Origin of the sequence: Bacillus sp. FSL W7-1354 (genome assembly GCF_038002405.1) — a bacterium.
GTDB lineage: Bacteria > Bacillota > Bacilli > Bacillales > Bacillaceae > Bacillus > Bacillus paralicheniformis.
This window is the reverse complement of record NZ_JBBOCL010000001.1, coordinates 1,366,203-1,388,622: the sequence shown is the minus strand read 5'-3', so window position 1 is coordinate 1,388,622 and position 22,420 is coordinate 1,366,203. Positions and strand designations below refer to the sequence as shown.

26 protein-coding genes and 1 riboswitch are annotated in these 22,420 nt (G+C 46.2%); of the genes, 19 read left to right on the top strand and 7 right to left on the bottom strand.

Annotated features, from left to right (window positions below):
• Positions 1-14 precede the first annotated feature (14 nt).
• From MKZ04_RS07060 to MKZ04_RS07010, 11 genes are all read left to right on the top strand, one after another.
• On the top strand, positions 15-1,517 hold the full coding sequence (locus MKZ04_RS07060) for a carboxypeptidase M32 (protein ID WP_341045594.1): 1,503 nt from the start codon (positions 15-17) through the stop codon (positions 1,515-1,517).
• A 140-nt stretch (positions 1,518-1,657) separates the two neighbouring features.
• A riboswitch (purine riboswitch) is annotated at positions 1,658-1,757 on the top strand.
• A 118-nt stretch (positions 1,758-1,875) separates the two neighbouring features.
• Positions 1,876-2,460 (top strand): xanthine phosphoribosyltransferase, encoded by a 585-nt coding sequence (gene xpt, locus MKZ04_RS07055; RefSeq protein WP_020451903.1) that lies wholly within the window; start codon positions 1,876-1,878, stop codon positions 2,458-2,460.
• Positions 2,457-3,773 carry a nucleobase:cation symporter-2 family protein gene (locus MKZ04_RS07050; RefSeq protein WP_020451902.1) on the top strand — a complete coding sequence of 439 codons (1,317 nt, stop codon included), beginning with the start codon at positions 2,457-2,459 and terminating at the stop codon, positions 3,771-3,773. The genes xpt and MKZ04_RS07050 overlap by 4 nt, the downstream gene beginning before the upstream one ends.
• A gap of 73 nt (positions 3,774-3,846) precedes the next feature.
• Positions 3,847-4,398 carry a GNAT family N-acetyltransferase gene (locus tag MKZ04_RS07045; RefSeq protein ID WP_020451901.1) on the top strand — a complete coding sequence of 184 codons (552 nt, stop codon included), beginning with the start codon at positions 3,847-3,849 and terminating at the stop codon, positions 4,396-4,398.
• Positions 4,399-4,439: 41 nt separating this feature from the next.
• Entirely contained in the window at positions 4,440-5,537 is a 1,098-nt protein-coding gene (locus MKZ04_RS07040) for a type III polyketide synthase (RefSeq protein ID WP_035338545.1), read from the top strand.
• A 7-nt stretch (positions 5,538-5,544) separates the two neighbouring features.
• Complete coding sequence (locus tag MKZ04_RS07035) at positions 5,545-6,048, top strand: isoprenylcysteine carboxyl methyltransferase family protein (RefSeq protein WP_212110760.1); 504 nt, start codon at positions 5,545-5,547, stop codon at positions 6,046-6,048.
• 63 nt (positions 6,049-6,111) lie between these two features.
• Complete coding sequence (fbpC, locus tag MKZ04_RS07030) at positions 6,112-6,207, top strand: Fur-regulated basic protein FbpC (RefSeq protein WP_256163997.1); 96 nt, start codon at positions 6,112-6,114, stop codon at positions 6,205-6,207.
• A gap of 143 nt (positions 6,208-6,350) precedes the next feature.
• On the top strand, positions 6,351-9,914 hold the full coding sequence (locus MKZ04_RS07025; RefSeq protein ID WP_341045592.1) for a dynamin family protein: 3,564 nt from the start codon (positions 6,351-6,353) through the stop codon (positions 9,912-9,914).
• A gap of 74 nt (positions 9,915-9,988) precedes the next feature.
• Positions 9,989-10,258 (top strand): YpbS family protein, encoded by a 270-nt coding sequence (locus MKZ04_RS07020; RefSeq protein WP_023857403.1) that lies wholly within the window; start codon positions 9,989-9,991, stop codon positions 10,256-10,258.
• Positions 10,259-10,337: 79 nt separating this feature from the next.
• Positions 10,338-10,487: a hypothetical protein gene (locus MKZ04_RS07015; RefSeq protein WP_003182852.1), complete on the top strand. Its 150-nt coding sequence runs from the start codon at positions 10,338-10,340 to the stop codon at positions 10,485-10,487.
• Positions 10,488-10,571: 84 nt separating this feature from the next.
• A complete protein-coding gene (locus MKZ04_RS07010; RefSeq protein ID WP_020451896.1) occupies positions 10,572-11,459 on the top strand; it encodes a 5'-3' exonuclease in 888 nt (295 codons plus the stop codon).
• A 9-nt stretch (positions 11,460-11,468) separates the two neighbouring features.
• Here MKZ04_RS07010 and sspL read toward each other — a convergent pair whose 3' ends face one another.
• The 3 genes from sspL to MKZ04_RS06995 are packed head-to-tail and all read right to left on the bottom strand — an operon-like array spanning position 11,469 to position 12,747.
• Positions 11,469-11,615, bottom strand: coding sequence for a small, acid-soluble spore protein L (gene sspL, locus MKZ04_RS07005; RefSeq protein WP_003182847.1), 147 nt, complete (start codon positions 11,613-11,615; stop codon positions 11,469-11,471).
• Positions 11,616-11,657: 42 nt separating this feature from the next.
• A complete protein-coding gene (locus tag MKZ04_RS07000; RefSeq protein WP_020451895.1) occupies positions 11,658-12,056 on the bottom strand; it encodes a reverse transcriptase-like protein in 399 nt (132 codons plus the stop codon).
• A complete protein-coding gene (locus MKZ04_RS06995; protein WP_023857402.1) occupies positions 12,046-12,747 on the bottom strand; it encodes a queuosine precursor transporter in 702 nt (233 codons plus the stop codon). Before MKZ04_RS06995 ends, MKZ04_RS07000 begins: the two co-directional genes overlap by 11 nt.
• Before the next feature lie 93 nt (positions 12,748-12,840).
• On the opposite strand from MKZ04_RS06995, the gene MKZ04_RS06990 reads away from it, so the two are divergent.
• Together MKZ04_RS06990 and MKZ04_RS06985 are read left to right on the top strand one after the other, a co-directional pair.
• Positions 12,841-13,482 (top strand): reverse transcriptase-like protein, encoded by a 642-nt coding sequence (locus MKZ04_RS06990; RefSeq protein ID WP_206761193.1) that lies wholly within the window; start codon positions 12,841-12,843, stop codon positions 13,480-13,482.
• A gap of 14 nt (positions 13,483-13,496) precedes the next feature.
• On the top strand, positions 13,497-13,682 hold the full coding sequence (locus MKZ04_RS06985) for a zinc-finger domain-containing protein (RefSeq protein WP_003182841.1): 186 nt from the start codon (positions 13,497-13,499) through the stop codon (positions 13,680-13,682).
• Between the two features lie 59 nt (positions 13,683-13,741).
• Here MKZ04_RS06985 and MKZ04_RS06980 read toward each other — a convergent pair whose 3' ends face one another.
• On the bottom strand, positions 13,742-14,008 hold the full coding sequence (locus MKZ04_RS06980; RefSeq protein WP_020451892.1) for a DUF2564 family protein: 267 nt from the start codon (positions 14,006-14,008) through the stop codon (positions 13,742-13,744).
• A 160-nt stretch (positions 14,009-14,168) separates the two neighbouring features.
• Between MKZ04_RS06980 and MKZ04_RS06975 the strand changes: the two genes are divergently transcribed.
• Positions 14,169-14,351, top strand: coding sequence for a hypothetical protein (locus MKZ04_RS06975; protein ID WP_003182837.1), 183 nt, complete (start codon positions 14,169-14,171; stop codon positions 14,349-14,351).
• A 54-nt stretch (positions 14,352-14,405) separates the two neighbouring features.
• Here MKZ04_RS06975 and cspD read toward each other — a convergent pair whose 3' ends face one another.
• Positions 14,406-14,606 carry a cold-shock protein CspD gene (gene cspD, locus MKZ04_RS06970; RefSeq protein ID WP_003230776.1) on the bottom strand — a complete coding sequence of 67 codons (201 nt, stop codon included), beginning with the start codon at positions 14,604-14,606 and terminating at the stop codon, positions 14,406-14,408.
• Positions 14,607-14,890: 284 nt separating this feature from the next.
• Between cspD and MKZ04_RS06965 the strand changes: the two genes are divergently transcribed.
• Positions 14,891-15,580 (top strand): AIM24 family protein, encoded by a 690-nt coding sequence (locus MKZ04_RS06965; RefSeq protein WP_020451891.1) that lies wholly within the window; start codon positions 14,891-14,893, stop codon positions 15,578-15,580.
• 53 nt (positions 15,581-15,633) lie between these two features.
• Here the strand turns inward: MKZ04_RS06965 and MKZ04_RS06960 are convergent, their stop codons facing one another.
• Both MKZ04_RS06960 and metA read right to left on the bottom strand, forming a co-directional pair.
• Positions 15,634-16,785 carry a diglucosyl diacylglycerol synthase gene (locus MKZ04_RS06960; RefSeq protein WP_020451890.1) on the bottom strand — a complete coding sequence of 384 codons (1,152 nt, stop codon included), beginning with the start codon at positions 16,783-16,785 and terminating at the stop codon, positions 15,634-15,636.
• 269 nt (positions 16,786-17,054) lie between these two features.
• Entirely contained in the window at positions 17,055-17,963 is a 909-nt protein-coding gene (gene metA, locus MKZ04_RS06955; protein ID WP_195258119.1) for a homoserine O-acetyltransferase MetA, read from the bottom strand.
• Positions 17,964-18,114: 151 nt separating this feature from the next.
• Between metA and MKZ04_RS06950 the strand changes: the two genes are divergently transcribed.
• From MKZ04_RS06950 to MKZ04_RS06935, 4 genes are read left to right on the top strand one after another with little or no spacing between them, the layout of a single operon-like run.
• A complete protein-coding gene (locus MKZ04_RS06950) occupies positions 18,115-19,794 on the top strand; it encodes a formate--tetrahydrofolate ligase (protein ID WP_048350165.1) in 1,680 nt (559 codons plus the stop codon).
• Between the two features lie 15 nt (positions 19,795-19,809).
• Complete coding sequence (locus MKZ04_RS06945) at positions 19,810-20,289, top strand: glutathione peroxidase (protein ID WP_020451887.1); 480 nt, start codon at positions 19,810-19,812, stop codon at positions 20,287-20,289.
• Positions 20,277-20,948, top strand: a complete 672-nt coding sequence (locus tag MKZ04_RS06940; RefSeq protein WP_271725277.1) for an HD domain-containing protein — start codon at positions 20,277-20,279, stop codon at positions 20,946-20,948. The genes MKZ04_RS06945 and MKZ04_RS06940 overlap by 13 nt, the downstream gene beginning before the upstream one ends.
• Before the next feature lie 30 nt (positions 20,949-20,978).
• Positions 20,979-22,115 carry a conserved virulence factor C family protein gene (locus MKZ04_RS06935; RefSeq protein WP_026579412.1) on the top strand — a complete coding sequence of 379 codons (1,137 nt, stop codon included), beginning with the start codon at positions 20,979-20,981 and terminating at the stop codon, positions 22,113-22,115.
• The last annotated feature ends 305 nt before the right edge of the window (positions 22,116-22,420 follow it).

The window sequence follows — 22,420 nt, the reverse complement described above, 5'->3', positions numbered from 1 at the left end:
GAGGAGGATGAATGATGTCGATCAATACATATGAAAAAGAGTTTTTAGAAACATTAAAGAAAATCAGCCGGTATGAGCAGGCGATTAACGTGATGTATTGGGATATGAGGACGGGCGCGCCGAGAAAAGGCGAAGAAAGCCGCGCCGAAGCGATCGGACAATTGTCGGCAGACGTCTTTCAAATGAGAACGTCCCCGCGGATGAAGGAGCTTTTGGATGCCCTTGCCGAGCAAAAACAGGATCTGCCTGCCGATACACAGAAAGCGGTTGAGGAAGCGAAAAAAGAATACGATTTAAACAGCAAGATTCCGGAAGAGGATTTCAAAGAATATACGACGCTGACATCCAAAGCGGAATCCGTCTGGGAAAAAGCGAAAAAGGCGTCCGATTTTTCTCTCTTTGCTCCGTATTTAGAAAAAATCATCGACTATAAAAAACGGTTTATCTCGTACTGGGGATATGAAGGCCACCCCTATAACACCCTTCTGGACCAATATGAACCAGGCGTTACAGTCGAAAAGCTCGACGGCCTTTTTTCTGAATTGCGGGAGGCGATCGTTCCGCTTGTACAAAAGATTGCCGCCAGTGATCAAAAGCCTGATACGGGCTTTGTGCACGAACGTTTTCCAAAAGAGCGGCAGCGCGATGTATGCCACTTTTTCTTAAAAGAACTGGGCTATGATTTTGAGGCGGGGCGCCTGGATGAGACGGTTCATCCTTTCCAGGTGACGATCAGTCAAGGGGATGCCCGGGTGACCACAGCATATAATGAAAACGATTTTCGCTCGGCCGTTTTCGGAACGATTCATGAATGCGGCCATGCCATTTATGAACAGAACATTGATGAAGCGCTGGGCGGAACCAATTTAGCAGACGGCGCATCAATGGGGATACATGAATCCCAATCCCTTTTCTATGAGAACTTTATCGGCAGACATCAAGGTTTTTGGAAGCGGTATTTTGAGAAAATAAAAGAAGCAAGTCCTAACCAGTTTGCAGGCGTTACTGCTGAAGGGTTCTACAGGGCCGTTAATGAATCAAAGCCGTCGCTGATTCGGATTGAGGCTGATGAGCTGACATATCCGCTGCATATTATGATTCGCTACGAAATTGAAAAAGCGATTTTCAGCGGCGAAGTATCGGTCGGAGACCTTCCGAAACTATGGAATGACAAATATGAAGCATATCTGGGCATTACGCCTCCTGACGATGCTAAAGGAATTCTCCAGGATGTCCATTGGTCCGGCGGCGATTTCGGTTATTTCCCTTCATATGCGCTCGGATATATGTATGCGGCTCAACTGAAATCAAGCATGCTGAAAGATTTTCCGGAGTTTGACCGCATGATTGAAAACGGCGAATTTGAACCGATCAGAAAGTGGCTGACAGAGCACGTTCACATCCACGGCAAAAGAAAAAAACCGTTGGACATCATCAAGTCTGCGACAGGCGAAGAATTAAACGTCCGTCATTTAATCCGCTACCTGAAAGAAAAATATACAACACTCTATTTGTAAAAAAGAAATCCCTCCCGTGAGTCCGGGAGGGATTTTTGGATCAGAATTTTCTGTTAAATACGAACATTAAACTGAAAAAAATGTGTGCAGGTTCGTCTTTTTTTGTTTTATCCCTTTTCAACCGGATCGAAAGTTGATATAATTTGATACATTATATCACTCATATAATCGCGTGGATATGGCACGCAAGTTTCTACCGGACACCGTAAATGTCCGACTATGAGTGGGCGCTAAGAAAACGAACGTCATTTAGTGAAACAGACGGAATTCGTCTTTTTAAGCATTGCCCGCTCGCATTCAAAATCCGAGCGGACAATGCTTTTTTTTATGAAGGGCAATTGATGAACGGAGGGGTTTAATGGAAAAGCTAAAACGAAAAATTGCAGAGCATGGCACGGTGTTGTCTGACGAAGTGCTGAAAGTTGATTCATTTTTAAATCATCAAATCGATCCGGAATTAATGCTTGCTGTGGGCGAAGAGTTTGCCTCGCTTTTCCGGGAGGAAGGCGTCACGAAGATTGTGACGATCGAATCCTCAGGCATCGCACCTGCCGTGATGGCAGGCTTGAAGCTGGGCGTGCCGGTAGTATTTGCAAGAAAGCGTCAATCGCTTACCTTAACGGAAAATCTGTTGACGGCTTCTGTCTATTCATTTACAAAAAAAACGGAAAGTACGATTGCCGTATCAGCCAGCCATCTTTCAAAGGATGACAAAGTTCTGATCATCGACGATTTTTTGGCAAACGGACAAGCGGCGAAAGGGCTCGTTTCCATCATTGAACAGGCCGGCGCAAAGGTGTGCGGAATCGGGATTGTTATCGAAAAATCATTCCAGACGGGCAGGGAGGAGCTTGACAATCTTGGAATCAGAGTCGAATCCCTTGCGCGTATTGCATCCCTTGCCGATGGAAAAGTTACCTTTTTACAGGAGGTTGGGTCATGAAACTTACGGCCGGTAAAACCGTTTCATTAAGTATTCAGCACGTCCTGGCCATGTATGCAGGAGCCGTTGTCGTGCCGCTGATCGTCGGCGGCGCTCTCGGCTTGACGCCGGCTGAGCTCACATACCTTGTGTCTGCCGACATTTTGATGTGCGGTGTGGCGACACTGCTGCAAGTTTGGAAAAACCGCTTTTTCGGAATCGGTTTGCCTGTTGTATTGGGGTGTACGTTCACAGCCGTTTCACCAATGATTGCGATTGCTTCAAAATACGGTATTCCAGCGATCTATGGAAGCATCATAGCAGGCGGTGTGATTGTCGTTATCGTTTCTTTTTTCTTCGGAAAGCTTGTTAAGTTTTTCCCTCCCGTGGTCACAGGATCGGTCGTCACGGTGATCGGTATCACCTTGATTCCCGTTGCGATGAACAACATGGCCGGCGGTGAAGGCAGCAGCGATTTCGGTGAGCTGTCCAATCTTGCTTTAGCTTTTTCCGTTTTACTGGTCATCGTCCTTTTATATCGTTTTACAACAGGATTTATCAAATCAATTTCCATTTTAATCGGTTTAATTGCAGGAACAGCCGGCGCCGCTCTGATAGGAAAAGTTGATTTTACAGAAGTGGCAAACGCAGGCTGGGTGCAGATGATCCATCCGTTTTACTTCGGCACTCCCGTTTTTGAGATCACACCGATCTTGACGATGTCCCTCGTGCTGATCGTCAGCCTTGTCGAGTCTACAGGCGTCTACTTTGCATTGGGTGATTTGACGGACCGCCGGCTGACAGAAAAAGATTTAGCAAAAGGCTACCGTGCCGAAGGGATTGCCGTGCTGCTGGGCGGGGTTTTCAACGCCTTCCCTTATACGGCCTATTCGCAAAACGTCGGTCTCGTCCAGCTGACAGGAGTTAAGAAAAACAGCGTGATTGCGCTCGCTGGAGCTTTTCTTATTCTGTTGGGGCTGTTTCCGAAAGCCGCTGCTTTAACGACGATCATTCCTAAACCTGTGCTCGGCGGCGCTATGGTCGCGATGTTCGGCATGGTAATCGCCTACGGGATCAAAATGCTGAGCCGGGTTGATTTCGGAAAGCAGGAGAACTTATTGATCGTAGCGTGTTCCATCGGAATCGGCCTAGGCGTGACGGTTGTACCGCAAATGTTTCAAAACCTTCCCGATGCCGTCAAGCTTTTGACAGAGAACGGAATTGTCGCGGGAAGCTTTACAGCCATTCTCTTGAATGCGATCTTTCATATCCATCCGTTTTCTCGTCATGCTGAACAGCCTGAAGCAGTTCCAACTGAAAAATCAGCCGTTTAAAACCTCACAGATTGTGAGGTTTTTTTGCATTGCGGATAAGCCATACTACCGGTATGAAGAGGAGGCGTAACGAATGGAAACTGTGAATGAGCTTGTCGAACGAATCAGCACGAAAGACGGCGGTGAAGCTGTCATCCGTCCCGTCAAAATGGCGGATGCCCCCGACATCATTGAAGCAGTAAAAGATGTGATTCAAACCGGTGTGTACATCCAAAAAGAACGGCCGCGCACACTTGAGGAAGAGCGGGCATTCATCAGCGATATGATGGAAAAGGATAACATGTATGCGGCGGTTGAAATCGATGGTGCGGTGTACGGAATTGCCCGGGTCATTCGCGGCGACCTCAAAATGAAGCGGCACACGGGGCTGTTCAGAACATGGCTTCACAGCAAAGCGCAAGGGCTTGGGATTGGCAGGGAAATCATGTCCTACACCCTCAACTGGTGCAGGCTGCATCGTCTGCATAAGCTCTGCCTGACCGTATTTTCTGCAAATAAAGCAGCGCTGTCGCTCTATGAGAAAAGCGGCTTTATCATTGAAGGGGTTCAAAAGGAGCAGGTTTTTGCGGACGGGAAATACGAAGATGAAGTGCTGATGGCCTATTTTTTCGAGAGGTCCACATAAGGCCGGGCGATTCGGGAGACGCTGTAAATAGAGGTGGTATTATGGCCTACGTCATTTCGGCGGGGACAAGCCTTCCCCGCTGCCATGTCGACCAGAAGGAAGCGGCCGTTTTTGCGAGGGAGATGTTCAAAGATTCATTTAAAGACATTGACCGGCTGCTGTCAGCTTTCCAAAATGGAGAAATCGCTTCAAGACAATTTGTCATGCCTTTGGATTGGTATAAAGAATCCAGGAGCTTCAAGGAAAAAAATCAGGCGTACATTGAAATGGCTGTCAGACACAGTGCAGAAGCCGTTTCGAATTGCCTGTCAGACGAACGGTTTTTGAAAAAAGAAATCCCTTTCGAAAAAATTGAAGCGATTTTTTTTATATCTTCTACAGGCATCTCGACTCCCGGCATTGAAGCGAAGCTCATGAACATTCTGCCTTTTTCAAAACAGACGAAGCGGATTCCGATTTGGGGGCTCGGCTGTGCAGGAGGAGCTTCAGGTATAGCGCGGGCATTCGAATACTGCAAAGCGTTTCCAAAAGCCCATGTCCTTGTGATTGCGGCGGAGCTGTGCAGCTTAACGTTTCAAAAGGATGATCAATCGAAAAGCAACCTTATCGGCACATCTTTATTTGGCGATGGAATCGCCGCGCTCTTAATGTGCGGCAAGGAAGCGGATATCTCATCAGCCGGATTGGAGGTTCTTCCGGAAGTAGTGAGCTCACAATCAGCCACCTTGGAAGATTCGGAAGATGTCATGGGCTGGGAAATCAATGACAACGGTTTCCGTGTCGTTTTTTCCAGGGACATTCCGACATTGATCAAAACACATTTAAAGAATGATGTCGAAGCATTTCTCAATAGGGAACAACTCGCTTTGGAGAACATTCAAGTATTTCTTGCCCATCCTGGCGGAAAAAAAGTTCTCGACGCTTATATAGCAAGCCTCGGCTTTTCCGAAGCGCACATCGACTGTTCACGAAAAATTTTGGCCAGGCACGGCAATATGTCATCAGCCACTGTGATGCATGTTTTAAAAGAATATTGCCTGCATGGCAGTCCCATACCGGGAAAATACGGTCTCTTAGGGGCGCTCGGCCCGGGCTTTTCATCGGAGCTGCTGCTTTTGAAATGGACAAAAAGAGAGTGACTGACACATGTTTTGGACAATTTTAAGCATTTTTGCCGCCCAGCGCTTGCTTGAGCTGGCAGTCGCGAAGTTCAATGAAAAAAACGCTCTGAAAGAGGGAGCGGTCGAATACGGGAGACGTCATTACCCTTATATCGTCGCGATGCATGTTTTGTTTTTCATATGTTTGATTTGGGAAACGATCGTTTTTCAACGCGGACCTCTTCCGATGGCGCTTGTCGTATTAACAGGCCTCATCTTCACTCAGGCCCTCCGGTATTGGGCGCTCTTTTCTCTGGGGAGATGCTGGAACACGAAAATCCTTGTCATCCCTGGAACGAACCTTGTCCGAAAGGGGCCTTATCAATGGTTCAAACACCCTAACTATGTGGCGGTGGCTCTTGAATTTCTGCTTTTGCCCCTGCTTTTCCAGGCATACGCCACCGCACTTTTATTTACGGTGCTCAACGCTGCTGTCATGTACATCCGCATCCGCACGGAAGAACAGGCATTAGAAAAATTACACCATTGAAAATGATTATCATTTCATTTATAATGATGATAAACATTCTCATTATAGGATGGTGAGTCGCGTATGACGATGTTTTTTTTGCTGGCGGCGGTCAGTACATACAGTTTATTGATTGGTTATGTCTTAAAAGGTATCGCAGGAGCGAATCCGCAAAGATAAATAAATACACGTGCTGAAGCTGCCGAAACAGGCAGCTTTTTCTCGTTTTTTCTTTCAGATTGTGAAGAAAAATACAGCAAGGTTGTGTAAAATGGGAGAAAGGGCTAAGATGGCAAACAACAACGCAAAAAGGGGTAGGAAACATGGCACAAATAAACACGAAAGACGACCTGTTGAAAAGAGCCGGAGCGGTTTTCGGGGAGCTCAGGAAGAACGGGGATGACAAGCGGTCTGCGCAGCTTGCGGGAATCATCCGAAAATGGCTGAGAAAAGAAGTGTACATTGCGTTAACCGGACATTATTCAGCAGGAAAATCATCGCTATTGAACGCGCTGCTTCAGGAAGACGTCCTGCCGACAAGTCCGATACCGACAAGCGCCAATCTTGTGCTGGTCCGCCGGGGGGAAATGAAAACAACACTCCATACGATCGATGGAAGATACGCCCGGATGGATGGCTCTTATGATAAAGAAAAAGTGCAGGCGTACTGCAGGGACGGCAGCCAGATTGAAATGGTGGAAATCGAGGGGCCATTTTCAGGAATCGCGCCTCAGGCCGTCTTAATTGACACGCCCGGAATTGATTCGACGGACGATGCCCATTTTTTATCGGCGTCTTCGATACTTCACCAGGCGGATGCCTTGTTTTATGTCGTGCATTACAATCATGTCCATTCCGAAGAAAATGTGAAATTTCTTCGATCAATAAAAGATCAGATACCCAATATTTTTTTCATCGTGAACCAGATTGACCGTCATGACGAAGCAGAAACAGGCTTCCATGCCTATAAAAAGCAAGTGCTTGATATGCTGCAGAAAGAAGGGATCGATGAAGATCATCTCTTTTTTACATCGGTCACCGAAGCCGGTCATCCGCTGAACGAATTCACCCGGCTTCGCGCTGTGCTGGAAAGGTTGCAGCATCAATCCGAACAGCAGCTAAAGGCATATACGGAGCAAAAAATCAGCAGCCTGATTCATGAACATATCAAAATGCTGATCAGTGACGAAGACATGGCTCTGTCTGAAGAAACCGCTTCCTTAAGAGAAAAAGTCGAGTCTGTAAAAGCACGGCTTGCCGATTTGATAGAACAGGAAAAACGGGCGGAGGAACAAATCAAAAAAGACATTCATACAATTGCCCAAAACGCAAACTTAACGCCGTTTGAGATGAGAGAACTGGCCAAATCGTATTTGGAATCTATCGAAAAAGGCTTTAAAAAAGGCTTTCTTTTCAGCAAGGCCAAAACGCTTGAAGAAAAACAAAAACGAAAAGAAGTGTTTCTTGCCGACGTTCAAAAAAGGGTTCAAGCCGAAATCGACTGGCATGTCATTGAAGCAATCAAGGCTTTCATGAACCGCTTTAACGTCCAGAGTGATGAACTGCTTCGGGACGTTCTTCAATTTCGGACAGAAGTAGATGAAAATGAACTGCTTCGTTCCCAGAAAAAAGGGGCTGAGCTTACACCGGAATACGTGCTGAACTATACGAAAGAACTGGCTGAAAACATCAGAAGAAAGGCAAAAAGACAAGCGCAGCCGCTTATCGATCAGCTCAAAACATTCATCAAAGAAAGAAACGTCCTGCAGGCGGAAGCGATGAAAGTCGAATATGAAGCGGAACAGGCGAAGCTCGCCGAGCTCGAAAGCCGGTTGATCGAACAGCAGAAGTCATATGAAAAAGCAAACCGTCTCTGGGATCAATGGGAACACGGCGATCAGAGCGAGCTACCAGCGAATTGGTATGCCGAAGAAAAAAAGCCCCTTGAAAAACCGCTTGATGCCCGACGAGCGGAACCGGTCCGTGTGCAAGGGGAAAACAGCAGCCGTAAAGACGATGTGCTCCATCCGAAAAAGGGCGTTTCTGAGTACATTGAGCACTTTTTCGACTTGGCCCGGTTTTTGGCGGATATTCCTGCTTTGGAAAAGCAGCGAAAAGCATTCTTGGACAAAACGGAACGCCTTCATACAAGGCAGTTTACCCTGGCGCTCTTCGGCGCATTCAGTTCCGGCAAATCGTCTTTTGCAAATGCGCTCTGCGGGCGGAAAGTGCTGCCGTCATCTCCGACGCCGACAACGGCAACGATTAATAAAATAACAAAACCGTCGGGAACCAAAAGGAACGGGACGGCTGAAGTCGTTTTTAAAGCGGAAGAGGAAATCAGAGCGGAACTGGATCAGCTATTGGAGGGGAAAATGGCTGCGGCAAAAGGCTCCGCTTTTGGCGAAAAACTTGGAAAGCTTTTGAAAAAAGGAGACCTGGATGATGATGAACGGCTGCTGATCAAGAACTTCCTCAAAGCTTATGAGCGTTATGGTTCATATATCAACGATCGGGAAAACCTGACGATTTCCGCTGAAGATCTGCATCCGTATGTCGCTGAAGAACAAACGGCCTGCGCCGTCCGTGAAGTCACCGTTTATTTGAGCACACCGGTCACGGAGAAAGGAATTACGATCGTCGATACACCGGGTGCCAGCAGCATGAATAAGCGGCATACTGAGCTTGCGTTTCAATACATGAAAGATGCCGATGCTCTGCTTTACTTAACATACTACCAGCATGCATTTTCCAAAGCGGACCGGTCGTTTTTGCGCAAGCTCGGACTCATTAAAGACGCTTTCAGCATGGATAAAATGTTTTTTATTTTAAATGCGGCAGACCTCGCGGAAAACCCGGCCGAATTACAGACGGTTGAAGACTATGTTAGGGGAGAGCTCTTGAAAGAAGGCATTCAAAACCCGCATCTGTATCACGTATCGAGCAAACAGGAGCTCAGCAAAAAAGCTTCGCCGAATAACGATTTCAGCAGATTAAAGCGGGAGCTCGACGATTTTATCGAAAATGGTCTAGCCAGAACAGCTGTCGAAGAGCTGCTTGATGAAGGCAAAAAACTGTGTGAAACCGTCTTTCAGCTCCGCCGTTCACTGCACCGTTCCGCTGAAGAAAAGGAAGCGGAGCAAAAGCGGATCGCCAAAGCTTATCAAGCGGCTTTAGCTGTCATTGAAGAAGCAGAAAAGGGATCATCAATCCTTCAAATGACCGAAAAGGATGTGGAAGAGCAATTTTACCACATGAGGCAGCGCCTGGCCTTTTATGCACATGATTTATTTAAAGCTGCAATCCATCCAGGTCTTCAGAACGGAGATTGGCGCGCCAATCTGCAAACCGCTTTGAAAAGCTGCTTAAAGGAGTATGAATTCGAATTTTTGCAGGAACTAAAAGCGCTTGATATCAGAATGGAAAACATCATGCTCAAGTATGCCGGCGAACAGTGGGCAAATGCCGTAAAAGAGCGGCTTGCCGATAATCCTTATTTTGCGGTTCATATCACAGCTGACCGCCCTGAGACCGGCAGCTGGGAAACAGCTGCAGCGTCAGCGGATGAAGGGGAATTTGCAGATGAACTGAAAATGTTCAAAACGCCTAAAGCGTTTTTTCAGCAAAATGGCAAAGCCCGGCTTGTCGAGGCGTTTACTGCAAAGCTTTTGGCTATCACGGACGAATGGATTCAACGTGAAAAGCGGACATGTTTAAAGCGCTGCAAAACGAGCGCCGGACAATTACAGAAAGCGGCTGTTCTGTCCGCAAAAGCTCAACTCGAAGAACAAAAAGAAGCGTACTTTCATGAGCCGTTGGAAAGCGCAGAGCGTGAAAACATTGAAAAAGCGCATAACTTGGCAGGCCAATGGCTCCGCTCAAGTTAAATCAGATTGATATTGGTATGGATATCTGGCCGGCAGACATGATAGACTGAATAAAAAAAGAAGGGAATTAGATGATGACAAACGTTCATGAAGCCATTACAGCACATTCCAAAAAACAGCACCAGCACATCAAGCAGTTCGTGCGACTCGAACAGGAGAGGGAAAAAGCGATCGATGAAGCGGTTGATAAGTGTCGGCGAAATGAAGCATTTTCAACCGGCCTCATCAACCAAATTACCATGCAAATGAACGAATTGGCCAAAAAAGGCATCGTTCCCACGAGACGGCTCGTCTCGAAAGAAATGGTCGCCGAATACGTCAGCCGAAAATATCCGCAGGCCTAGCTGGTGAATCCTTCCGCGTGTGGCGTCATGTTTTTTTGCAAAACATAAACCATGTCACGCCCGCTGGAGGTGAAGTGTAATGGGAAGAACAAAGCTTGGCAACGCGAATGCACAGCGAAACAACAACGCTAAAAAGAAGAACGGCTTTAATACTGAATTTGCGACTGAATCCTATTCGCAAATGGAAGCCGCCAAATTAATTTCTAGCAAAAAACAGCACCAAAAATAGAAACAGCGTCGATTGACGCTGTTTTCATCATTTTTGCTCCTGTGGTACAATAAGTGCATTGTATGATGAAAGGAAGTTTCCATAATGAACAAGAAGCTGCTGCTTGTAGACGGGATGGCTTTATTATTCCGGTCTTTTTTTGCGACTGCGGTGCACCGCAATTTTATGCTGAATGACAAAGGGGTGCCGACGAACGGGGTTCACGGCTTTTTAAAGCATCTGTTAACCGCGGTGTCTGCGTTTGAACCGAGTCATGTCGTCTGCTGCTGGGACATGGGAAGCAAAACGTACCGCAACGATTTATTTAAGGACTATAAAGCGAATCGCGGCGAGCCGCCTCTAGAATTGATACCGCAATTTGACATGGCAAAGGAAGCGGCGGAAGAGCTCGGGATTTTAAATATCGGCATTGCGGGCTATGAAGCCGATGACTGCATCGGCACGCTGTCAGCGATGTTCAGCGAAGAAGCGGAGATCACGATCGTCACCGGTGATAAAGATTTGCTTCAGCTTTTAACAGTCAATGTTAAAGTCGCCCTATTACAAAAGGGAATCGGCAATTATAAAGTATACACGGAAGAATCATTCAGTGAAGAGACCGGTGTCGAGCCGAAGGCTTTGATTGACATCAAAGCGCTGATGGGTGATACAAGCGATAACTACCCGGGTGTAAAAGGCATCGGCGAAAAGACGGCCTACAAACTGATTAAGGAATATTCGACTGTTGACCGGCTGCTGGAAAACATCGGACAGCTGACAAAGGGTCAGCAGACGAAAATAACCGAATGTCTTGAAGACCTGAAGCTGTCCAGAATCCTTGCAGAAATCAAATGCGATGTACCGCTTTCCTGCTCATTGGACGACGCAGACTTCACCTTGATGCATGACAGGGCGAAAGCGATGCTGAGACTTCATCAAATACGGGGAATCGAACCGCTGCTGGTGAAATTCGAAAAAAGAGAGATCGGATAACCGATCTCTCTAATGTTTTGTGTTGCTTTTTTTCGCCCGGTTTTCAAGCTCGGTTTTTGGGTCTGTATGCCGGTTATCCCGGTTTAATACAATATCTCCCTGGGGCGTGACACCGCCTGTCAGGCGGCCTCTTCCTGCTGAATGCTGTTTTTCCACATGAACCACCTCACTTGTTATGATGTGCAGCGGGAATGGATTTTACTCGGGGTGATTCAGCAATATCGCCTTTTTCGCAAGCTTGTCAGCCGCCTGGTTAGACTTCGAAGGAATCCACTTGATAAAAAATAAATCAAAATCGTTTTTTAAGCGGATGATTTCATCCAGATAAGGCTTAAATGCCTGATTTTTGACAAACTCCAAATCCGCCGTGCGCTCGACGATCTGCGAATCGGTCCGAAACGAAACGATCCGGTAGTTTCGTTCGGCGCACAGCTTCATTCCTTCGATCAGCGCCTTGAATTCCGCTTCATGATTGCTCAGTAAGCCGGCGGGAAGGGAGAAGGACTCGGTCTTCTGACCGTCTTTGATGAAAATGCCAAGTCCGGACGGTCCGGGATCACCCGCGCTTGCTCCGTCGATATAGACCTCAATCGGCATTGTTTCCGCTCCTTTCATCCAAAGGGGTGATTCTTTTAGCGGCATAAGCGTACGGCGCTGCGAAAACGGCGACAACGAATTTCAAGACATATGTCGTGATGAAAATCTGAATCCAGACATTCAGCGGATAAGCGCCCATAAATGCGACGCTTGTAAAAATCAATGTATCGAGCAGCTGGCTTAGGGCTGTGCTGCCGCTGTTGCGAAGCCACAGTGCCCGATCGGAAGGAAATAACCTTCTGATTCCCGAATATACATAAACATCAAGCGTTTGGCTGATGATATAGGCGAGCAGGCTGCCGAGCGCCACACGGGGCAAGAAGCCGAATATCGTCTCCAGCGCAGGCTGTGCAATGTCTTCCGGATGCGGCTTGAACAGAAGCGCTCCCTGCATGACGAGCGTCAAAGCAATCAGAATGAAAAAACCGATTGAAACGGCTTTTTTCGCTTCTTCCTTTCCGTATCTTTCATTGATGACGTCAGTCGCAAAAAATACGCTTCCGTACAGGATGTTGCCGAGTGTCGCGGTCAACCCGAACAGCTCGACCGTTTTGACCACCTCGATATTGGCGGCGGCTGTCGCAAAACCGATCCAGACAAATAAACCGGTTTTGCCAAATCGTTTAAAAAAGAAGAGAACAATGATAAAATTAATGATCGCAAAACTAATCCATAATATTTCGTTAAACAAGAACGGGTACTTCCTTTCTGAATAAACTGTTTTGATTATAGCATAACAAGCCATAATTTGAATAAAGGTGATTTTGTGAAACTGAGAGCAGGTATGAAAATCAAGATTAAAGGGTCTTCACCCATTCCTTTTACAGCTGATGAATGGATCGAGATGAAAGAGGCAGTGGCGGCTGGGCGTCAGCTTTCTCAAAGTCCGTATGTCACTGAACTTGAGTTTGAAGATGAGAAGGGCAGCTTTTGGACTCTGAAAGAGCTGGAAAAGCTGAAAGAAGAACTTGCGGCTGAACCGGATGAGATCACCGTCTATTTTGACGGCAGCTATGATAAAGAAAGTCAGCTCGCTGGTTTAGGCATTGTGATATATTACTCCCTCGGCGGGGACCGGTACCGATTGAGAAAGAACAAGAGCTTTCGGCTGACAACGAATAACGAGGCGGAATATGCGGCTCTCTCCGAAGCCGTTAAAGAGCTTAGAGACCTTGGGGCAAGCAGGAACTCCGTCGTCATAAAAGGGGATTCGCTCGTCGTGCTGAACCAGCTTGAAGGTAACTGGCCATGCTATGACCCCGTTCATTCGAAATGGCTGGACAGAATCGAGAGCCAGCTTCAAAAATTAAAGCTAACGCCCACCTATATTCAAATCAGCCGCAAAGACAACAAGGAAGCGGATCAGCTCGCAAAAAAAATGCTTGAGCATACCATTGTGGAAAGCCAAATCAAACTAGATGAATAACGGAGATGAACGTTTTGGATAAGAAAGAGATCTTTAAGGAACTCACACATTTGCAGGACACCTACTGTGAAGGGTGCTTCATTAAAAAACACTTCAGAAAAGAATACGGAAAAACGTATGCCCACGCATTTTGCATTTCAAAATGCACGGTCGGAGAAAAGCTCCGAACCTATGGAGACGTGCTGACAAACAAAAATTGATCCCCCCAATAAACCATCATCCTTGGGCCGCGCTAAAAAAACCGCTGAACGCGGTTTTTTTAATGCTGTGATTCGTCAAGCTGGTGCTGGCAATCATTTAAGATGTTGAGCTGTTCGTTTAAGAAGTCTTCATCCAGTGCGGATAGTTCCTCAGCCTGTGATAGCTGTCTGGCGTCTTCGATGGATTGATACGCCGATTTCAGCAAAGTGGAGCTCTTTTGCCTCGTCGCCATTCCCGTCGTCTTTTGGGCGGTTTCTACGGCTATTTCAAGCTGCTTGCGCTGATTAAATCCCGTTACAAGATCATCGCGATGTTCTGAGTTCATGATCATACACCTCCGACAAGTATTTTTTCTAAAAAAGGCATTTTTATGTGTGAAATAGAAAAAATAAAGTAAAATTAATCCGATATAACTATTGAACCTAAAAAATATAAGTCTTTATTACTAATTTAGGTAATCATGAAAAAAAGGAGTCTGAGGAACAGTGGAAAGCAATGAACTGCAAACCGTTCTTCACAAGACATTTGTGGAGGTATATAAAGATCTTGAACAGCTCGTTGATATCGCGAAAAAGGGGCGTCCATCTCTCGAGAAGAACATTGAGGAAATCGAGCAAAGGTTGAAGCAAAATATACTGGCAATCGAAATTCAGCTGAAAATTAAATAGGAGAGGCAAAAAATGCCTCTCCTCTTATTTGAAGTCTCAATTGTCTTGATTTTGTTAAAGCTTTACAACGTTAGATGCTTGAGGTCCACGATTACCTTCAACAATCTCGAAAGAAACTTCTTGTCCTTCTTCTAGAGATTTGTATCCGTCACCTTCGATTGCAGTGAAATGAACGAATACATCGTCTCCGCCTTCAACTTCGATGAAGCCGAAGCCTTTTTCATTGTTAAACCATTTTACTTTACCGTTTTGCATATTGCTTAATCCTCCTAGTACTGTAGCACAATGTGCTAAAAAAAATTTTCATCATCTAACGGTGTTCTGCTAAATGATGGTTTCACTATACACTATCTATGGAGGCTTCGTCAAGCTGTCAAGAGAAAAAAATGAACTTTAATGCTTTTTTAAGGAATTTCTTTGAAATCGTTTTCAGTTTCTGGTTATTGATCATTATTTTTCGCAAAGTGGACGAAACATTTTAAGCGTCAGCCCGTATATAATAAAACCAATATCAGGAATGCGAAGAGGAGTGTTTATAGATGAACCGTTATTCGGTTGATGAGTTTGTATCCAAAACCCAGCAGGAAGACAAAGGGGAGGGGCTGTTTGAAATGGAAACACCCCGTCTCTTGGAAGTTAATCTCGATGGAAAAGTGTGGGCAAAGGCCGGTTCGATGGTTTCCTACAGGGGAAGAGTCAAATTTAAGCGTGAAGGGGTATTTGAACACGGAATTGGACGGATGGTGAAAAAAGTGTTCAGCGGAGAAGGGGCTGCACTGATGAAAGCGGAAGGAAACGGAAAGGTGTACCTTGCTGATCAAGGAAAGAAGATCTCCATCTTAAACTTGAAGGGGGACTCCATATTTGTGAACGGGCACGATCTGCTCGCATTTGAGCCATCAATCCATTGGGACATCAAACTGATGAAAAGAATTTCCGGCATGCTGGCCGGCGGATTGTTTAACATTAAGCTTGAGGGAACTGGAATGGCTGCAATCACAAGCCATTACGAACCGCTCACTTTGATCGTAACCCCGGAAAGCCCAGTCTATACCGATCCAAACGCAACGGTTGCCTGGTCTGGAAGCCTTCAGCCTGAATTTGTGACAGATGTATCTTTTAAGACGTTCATCGGCAGGGGAAGCGGGGAATCGATCCAAATGAAGTTTTCAGGGAACGGGTTTGTCGTTGTGCAGCCGTTTGAAGAAGTTTATTACTCGGAATCTTAATATTAAACGAAAAAAACACTTGCAGGGCAAGTGTTTTTTTGACTCGGGCTTTTTTAGGACAGCGCCCGGACAGTCTGTTTTTTGTTCATGATGATTTCAGACTGCTCGATAATGTCCGTCAGGATGACTTCTGATGAATTGGATAAATGCAAGTTTTTAATGTTTTTCTTCATTTCGTTTAACTTTTTCTCATCAGCCAAAAGGGAGGAGACTGATTCAAGAATTTCCTCATGCCTGTTGACGACGATGGCAGCTCCTCTGTCTTCGAAGAACAGGGCATTTTCCTTTTCCTGCCCGGGAACAGGCTTGTAAAGGATGACGGGAACGCCGATTGCCGTGGCCTCCGTCAAGGTAATTCCGCCCGGCTTTGTGATCATGCAGTCAGCCACCCTGAACAGCTCGTCAATTCTTTCGATATAACCGAGTGATTTCAGCTTGTTTGGATAAAGGGCTTCAATGTCTTCCAGTGAAGATTTCAGCATCGTATTTTTTCCGCACACGACGACGACTTGAACATCCTCTTTCGTCACCAGAGATTCACACAGTTCCTTTACGTTTTTAAGAACCCCGTGTGCGCCTGCCATGATCAGCAATATCTTCTTGTCGGGAGACAGCTGATACTTCTCGTAGATTTTATCTTTGTCCATTTCTTCTTCAAACTGCCTGCGGATCGGAATACCCGTGATCTTGACATTGCTCGGGTGAGTGCCGATTTCGAGCAGTTTTTCCTTCACATAATCAGTGGCTACGTAATATTTGTCAATGTGTTCGTGGACCCAAATTTTGTGAAGGCAGAAATCCGTCATGACGTTAAAGGTCGGAATGACTTTTCCCATTCTCCGTCTGTATTCGGGTACGACAATCATTGGAAACGTATTGATGATGATGTCTGGCTGATGTTTTTTAACCAGTTGGTCCAGCCGTTTATTTCCCATTTTGAAATAAATATTAAACTTTCTTTTATTGTAAATTTTATCGACCCCATAGTAGAAAAGGCGATAAAACTGTTTACCGATTGAAAAGCTTTTCAGGTAGAGATACTGTGTGATCTCTGACACAATCGGGTTTGATTCTTGATACAAATTCGAAACAGTTACATTCTTAAAACCGAGCCGTTCGCACTCTTGGTAGAGCGTTTTGGCTACTTGAACATGGCCATTTCCGTAATTTGCAGTCAAAATTAATATATTTTTATTGGTATTCAAGCATATTCACCTCAATTAATTCAAACAGCAAGAGCTAAAATGGTAAAAAAACAGGAGTCAATGTCCACACATACCATACCATAAATATTATTTTAATTATAAATGAAGAACAAAAATTAAGGTATTTTTAAAGTATGGATCGGCAGGAAAGCACTGGGTTCCTTATTATTCCTGCTTTCGCGGCCAAGCCGAACCCCCTTATGGAAGACTAACCCAACAGTATTTTAACACATTTTGAATGTCTTGCATCAGACCAGGGCATGAGAATTTCATTTCCACTCGTACGGTGTTTCCTGGTAAACGTAATAATTCAGCCAGTTCATGAACAAAAGAGTCGCGTGGGCTTTCCAGCGGTTTACAGGCGCCGCGCCGTCCGGCCCGTCTTTAAAATAATTCACCGGCGGATCAATGTCCATGTTTCTGGCCAAATCCCTTTCATACTCTTCTTTAAGAGTATCTGTATCATACTCAGGATGTCCAGTTAAAAAAACTTGTTTTTCATCTTTTGAAGCAATTAAACAGACGCCCGCTTCATCGGATACGCTGAGCACTTTTAAATGAGAAACGGCTTTTAGGTCATCCATATTTATATCTGTATGCCTTGAATGCGGGACATAGTAGAACTCTTCAAAGCCTCTGACCAGTCTTTCATTTTTCTCCATTATTCTGTGTTCGAAAACGCCAAATGTTTTTTTCGGCAGTTTGACTTTGCGAATTCCGTAATGATGATAAAGCCCCGCCTGCGCTCCCCAGCAGATGTGAAGCGTTGACGTGACATGCGTTTTGCTCCACTCTAAAATCTCCTGAAGTTCTTTCCAATAGGACACTTCCTCATACTCCAGGTGCTCGATCGGCGCGCCGGTAATGATCATGCCGTCAAATTTTTTGTCCCTGATCGAAGAAAAAGTTGTATAAAACTGTTCCAAATGCTGCCTTGGTGTATGTTTTGGCGTGTGTGTAGACGGTATTAAAAAAGTGAAATATACCTGTAAAGGAGAATTTCCGAGCATTCTGAGCAGCTGTGTCTCGGTCCTGATTTTCTGCGGCATCAGATTAAGAATCACAATATTTAAAGGTCTGATGTCCTGATGAAAAGCCCGTTTTTCATCCATGACAAAAATATTTTCACTTTCAAGAATCTGCTTCGCTGGCAAATTGATAGGTATGTTGATAGGCAACACGCCACCTCCGGTTTTCTCCGCTGATTTTTCTTCATTATAGGAACTTTTTGGCGATATTTCAATGTGTGAATTGTGTTACAATGAAAGAAGTGTGTGAAAAATATGGAAAATCATCGTGTGATGAACCAAAAGGAGGATCCTCTTGCAAATGAAATCCCATCTATCAGACATAGAAATCGCCCAAAGCACGGAATTAAAACCGATTGCCGAAATTGCACGGAAGCTCAATATAAATGACGATGAAATAGAGTGTTTTGGTTGCACAAAAGCGAAAATTTCTTTAAAAATTTTTGAGCGTTTAAAAGAAAAAAACGATGGACAGGTGATTTTGGTAACCTCCATCAACCCGACCCCGGCCGGCGAAGGGAAGTCGACTGTCACCGTCGGATTGAGCCAGGCGCTCTGGCAGATTGGCAAAAAATCGATCGTTGCACTGAGGGAACCTTCACTCGGTCCGACAATGGGACTGAAAGGCGGGGCTGCCGGAGGAGGATATTCCCAGGTTCTGCCGATGGAGGATATCAATCTTCACTTTACAGGAGATATGCATGCGATCACAGCTGCGAACAACGCTTTGGCGGCTTTTATAGACAATCATATTCATCAGGGAAACGAATTAAACATCGATATTAGAAAAATCGTCTGGAAAAGGACGCTTGACCTCAATGACAGGGCGCTGCGCGAAACCGTTGTCGGCTTAGGCGGAAAAGCGAACGGATTTCCCCGGGAAGACGGCTTTGACATTACTGTCGCATCGGAAATCATGGCCGTTTTATGCCTGGCCAGAGACTTGGCCGATTTAAAAAGACGTCTGGCAGCAATGATCGTTGCCTACACTGTTGACGGACAGCCGGTGACGGCCGGCATGCTCGGTGTTCAAGGAGCGCTCGCTCTCCTGTTAAAAGATGCCATCAAACCAAACCTTGTTCAGACTGTTGAAGGAACACCGGCGCTCGTCCACGGAGGCCCGTTTGCAAACATCGCACACGGGGCGAACAGTTTGATCGCGACTAAAACGGCGGCGAAACTGGCTGATTATGTCGTGACTGAAGCGGGATTTGGCGCGGATTTGGGTGCGGAAAAATTCATGCACATCAAAACGAGAGCCGGCGGGTTCACCCCGGGAGCGGTCGTGATCGTCGCCACCGTAAGAGCGCTGAAAATGCACGGCGGAATGCCTCTCGCCGATTTGAAGCAAAAAGACGTAAACGCATTAAAAAGCGGAATCGCAAACCTTGCCAAGCATATCGAAACGATAGACGCCTTCGGTCTTCCGTACGTTGTGGCCGTCAACAGGTTCGTCCACGATGCGGAGGATGAGCTTGAGACGGTTCTTGGCTGGTGCAGGGACAACGGGCATCCGGCTGCACTGTGCAATGTTTGGGAAGAAGGCGGAAAAGGCGGGATTGACCTGGCAAGGGAAGTCATTCATGTCATGGAGCAAAAGGACAATCATTTTTCCTATTTATACGAATTAACCGACTCGATCGAAGACAAATTAGCCAAAATTTCCCGCACCGTTTATGGAGCCGAGGGGGTAGAGTTTACCGAAAAGGCGAAAAAGCAGCTGCTGGAATTGAAAAAGAACGGATTGGACGGGCTGCCAGTATGCGTGGCCAAAACTCAGTATTCTTTATCAGATGATCCGGAGAAAATTGGCAGGCCGAAAGGTTTCAGCATCACCGTCCGTGAATTAAAACCATCGAGGGGCGCGGGATTTATCGTCGCTTTAACTGGCAGCATTTTAACAATGCCCGGGCTGCCGAAACATCCTGCTGCACTTAAAATGGATGTCGGTGAAGACGGCAGGGCCAAAGGTTTATTCTAAAAAGGAGGGACCGTCATGTCCATTTACGATATCAGCGTCAAGACGATTAAAGGCGAGGACACGACACTGCGGCCGTATAAAGGCAAAGTGCTTCTCATCGTCAACACGGCCTCAAAGTGCGGATTTACACCCCAATATCAACAGCTTCAAGACTTGTATGAAACATATAAAGACCGGGGGCTTGAGATTCTGGGCTTTCCCAGCAACCAATTCATGAATCAGGAGCCTGGCGATGAAAAGAGCATAGAAGAATTTTGCAGCGTAAACTACGGGGTCACGTTTCCGATGTTTTCGAAGGTGAATGTAAAAGGAGATCAAATCCACCCGCTGTTCCGCCACTTGACGAACAAGGCGAAGGGCATGCTTGGAACAAAAGCGGTCAAATGGAATTTCACAAAATTTCTCGTTGATCAAACCGGGGAGAACGTTGAGCGTTTTTCACCGCAAACCAATCCAAAGGAGATGGAGGAGGCCATTCAGAAATGGCTGGGCTGAATCAGGAACAAACAGAACAGATCTGCTTGATGTCCGAATGGGTAAGAAAAAAGCTCGCAGCCGAAGGGACAGGACATGACTGGCTGCATATCGAAAGGGTTCGGAACATAAGCCTTCAGATTGCAAAAGAAGAGGGTGCAGACCTGTTTGTGACCGAAGCTTCCGCCCTTCTCCACGATATGATTGATGTAAAGCTGGACGATGAACACCGGGTTCCGCTTGATGAGTTGAAAAGGCGCCTCTCAGAAGACTGGAAGGTCGATCCTGGAACGGTTGACGGGATTCTTGCCATCATCACAAGAATGTCATTCAGAGACAGAGAAAAATATAAAGACGAACGCCTTTCAAAAGAAGGTATGGCAGTTCAGGATGCCGATCGGCTTGATGCGATCGGCGCCGTCGGGATCGCCAGGGCTTTGATGTATGCAGGGGCAAAGGGTCATCTCCTCTACGGGAGCGCCAATGCGCCTACTGCTGTCGGCCACTTTTACGAGAAGCTTCTCCTTTTAAAAGATTTGATGAATACAAAGACGGGAAGGATGCTCGCAGAAAAAAGGCATCAGCTGATGCTCGAATTTCTCGGCGAACTGGAAAATGAATGCGCCTTCTCCGGAGAAAGCCGCCTTGATAGATCAGGGCCGGGGGTTATGGTAGAATAAGACCGGATCTTTTAACAGAGGGGGACAATGATGAAAATTAAATCGATAGAACCGACACCGAGCCCGAATACAATGAAGGTGATTTTGACCGAAGAACTGCCGGGCGGAAAAAGCAATAATTATAAAAAGGACCATGCGGAAGGCGCGCCTCCCGTCATCCAAGAGGTTTTAAACATAGAGGGAGTAAAAGGCGTCTACCATGTGGCCGATTTTATCGCTGTCGAGCGCAATGCGAGATTTGACTGGAAAGACATCCTCCCTGCGGTGCGTGCTGCTTTCGGAATGGACGAAGCCGAAGAGGCGGGGGGCCGTTCCGAAGAAAAAGAATCGTTTGGCGAAGTTAAAGTCTTCGTGCAAATGTTCAGCGGGATACCGATGCAGGTGAAATTGACCGACGGCGAGCGCGAGGAGCGCTTCGGCCTTCCGGAACGTTTCCAAGAAGCGATCTTGAAGCTTAAAACCGCGTCTTCCAACGTCGTGCTCGAACGGTCTTGGAAAGAGCAAGGCGTCAGATTCGGCGATTTTTCAGAAATCGGCCGTGAAGTAACGGAAGAGCTTGAGGCGGCTTACGATGAGGAGCGCCTGCGGAAGCTGACGGAATCAGCCGCATCAAGCGATGCTGAGGATAAACGCGCGGCTGTGCAGCGAAAGTCTTACCGGGTAACGCTTGAAATGATGGATGAGGAAGATTGGCAAAAACGCTATGCCCATCTTGAACAAATGGATCCGGATGAAAAGGACATTCCAGTACTCGAAAAAGCGCTCAATGACCCGAAAACATCGATCAGAAGACTTGCTGTCGTTTATTTGGGCATGATCGAAACGCCTGCGGTGCTTCCTCTTTTATATCAAGCACTCGAAGACAAAACGATCACGGTCAGAAGAACAGCCGGTGATTGTCTGTCAGACATCGGAAACCCGGAAGCGATTCCGGCAATGATCAAAGCGCTCAAGGACCCGAGCAAGCTTGTGCGCTGGAGAGCCGCCATGTTTCTGTACGAAGTCGGCGATGAGAGCGCGCTTCCCGCTTTAAAAGAAGCTGAAAACGATCCCGAATTTGAAGTTAGCCTTCAAGTCAAAATGGCGGTCGAACGGATCGAATACGGTGAAGAAGCGAAAGGCTCCGTATGGAAGCAAATGACGGAAAGCCGCAAAAAAGACGGCTGACAAGGACGCTGGAAACAGCGTCTTTTTTTATGCCTTAAGCTCTTCGCTCTGCAGCGGCGATCCATCCGGGAATTTTGAAAAAAGTCACGCGTCTTGTTATAAAATATCACTTTTTCTATAAAAATATTTCGAATATTGTTGAAAAACACGCTGAAAATATATATAGTAGTTAGCAATCATATGGAATGTGGAGGTTCTGATTCATGGGGAATGATTTACAGATGAAGATCAAAACAGCCGTCATCTTGCGGATCAGTCCGGCAAGCGGTTAGCAGACAGTTTTTTAAAACTGAATATTCAGAAAA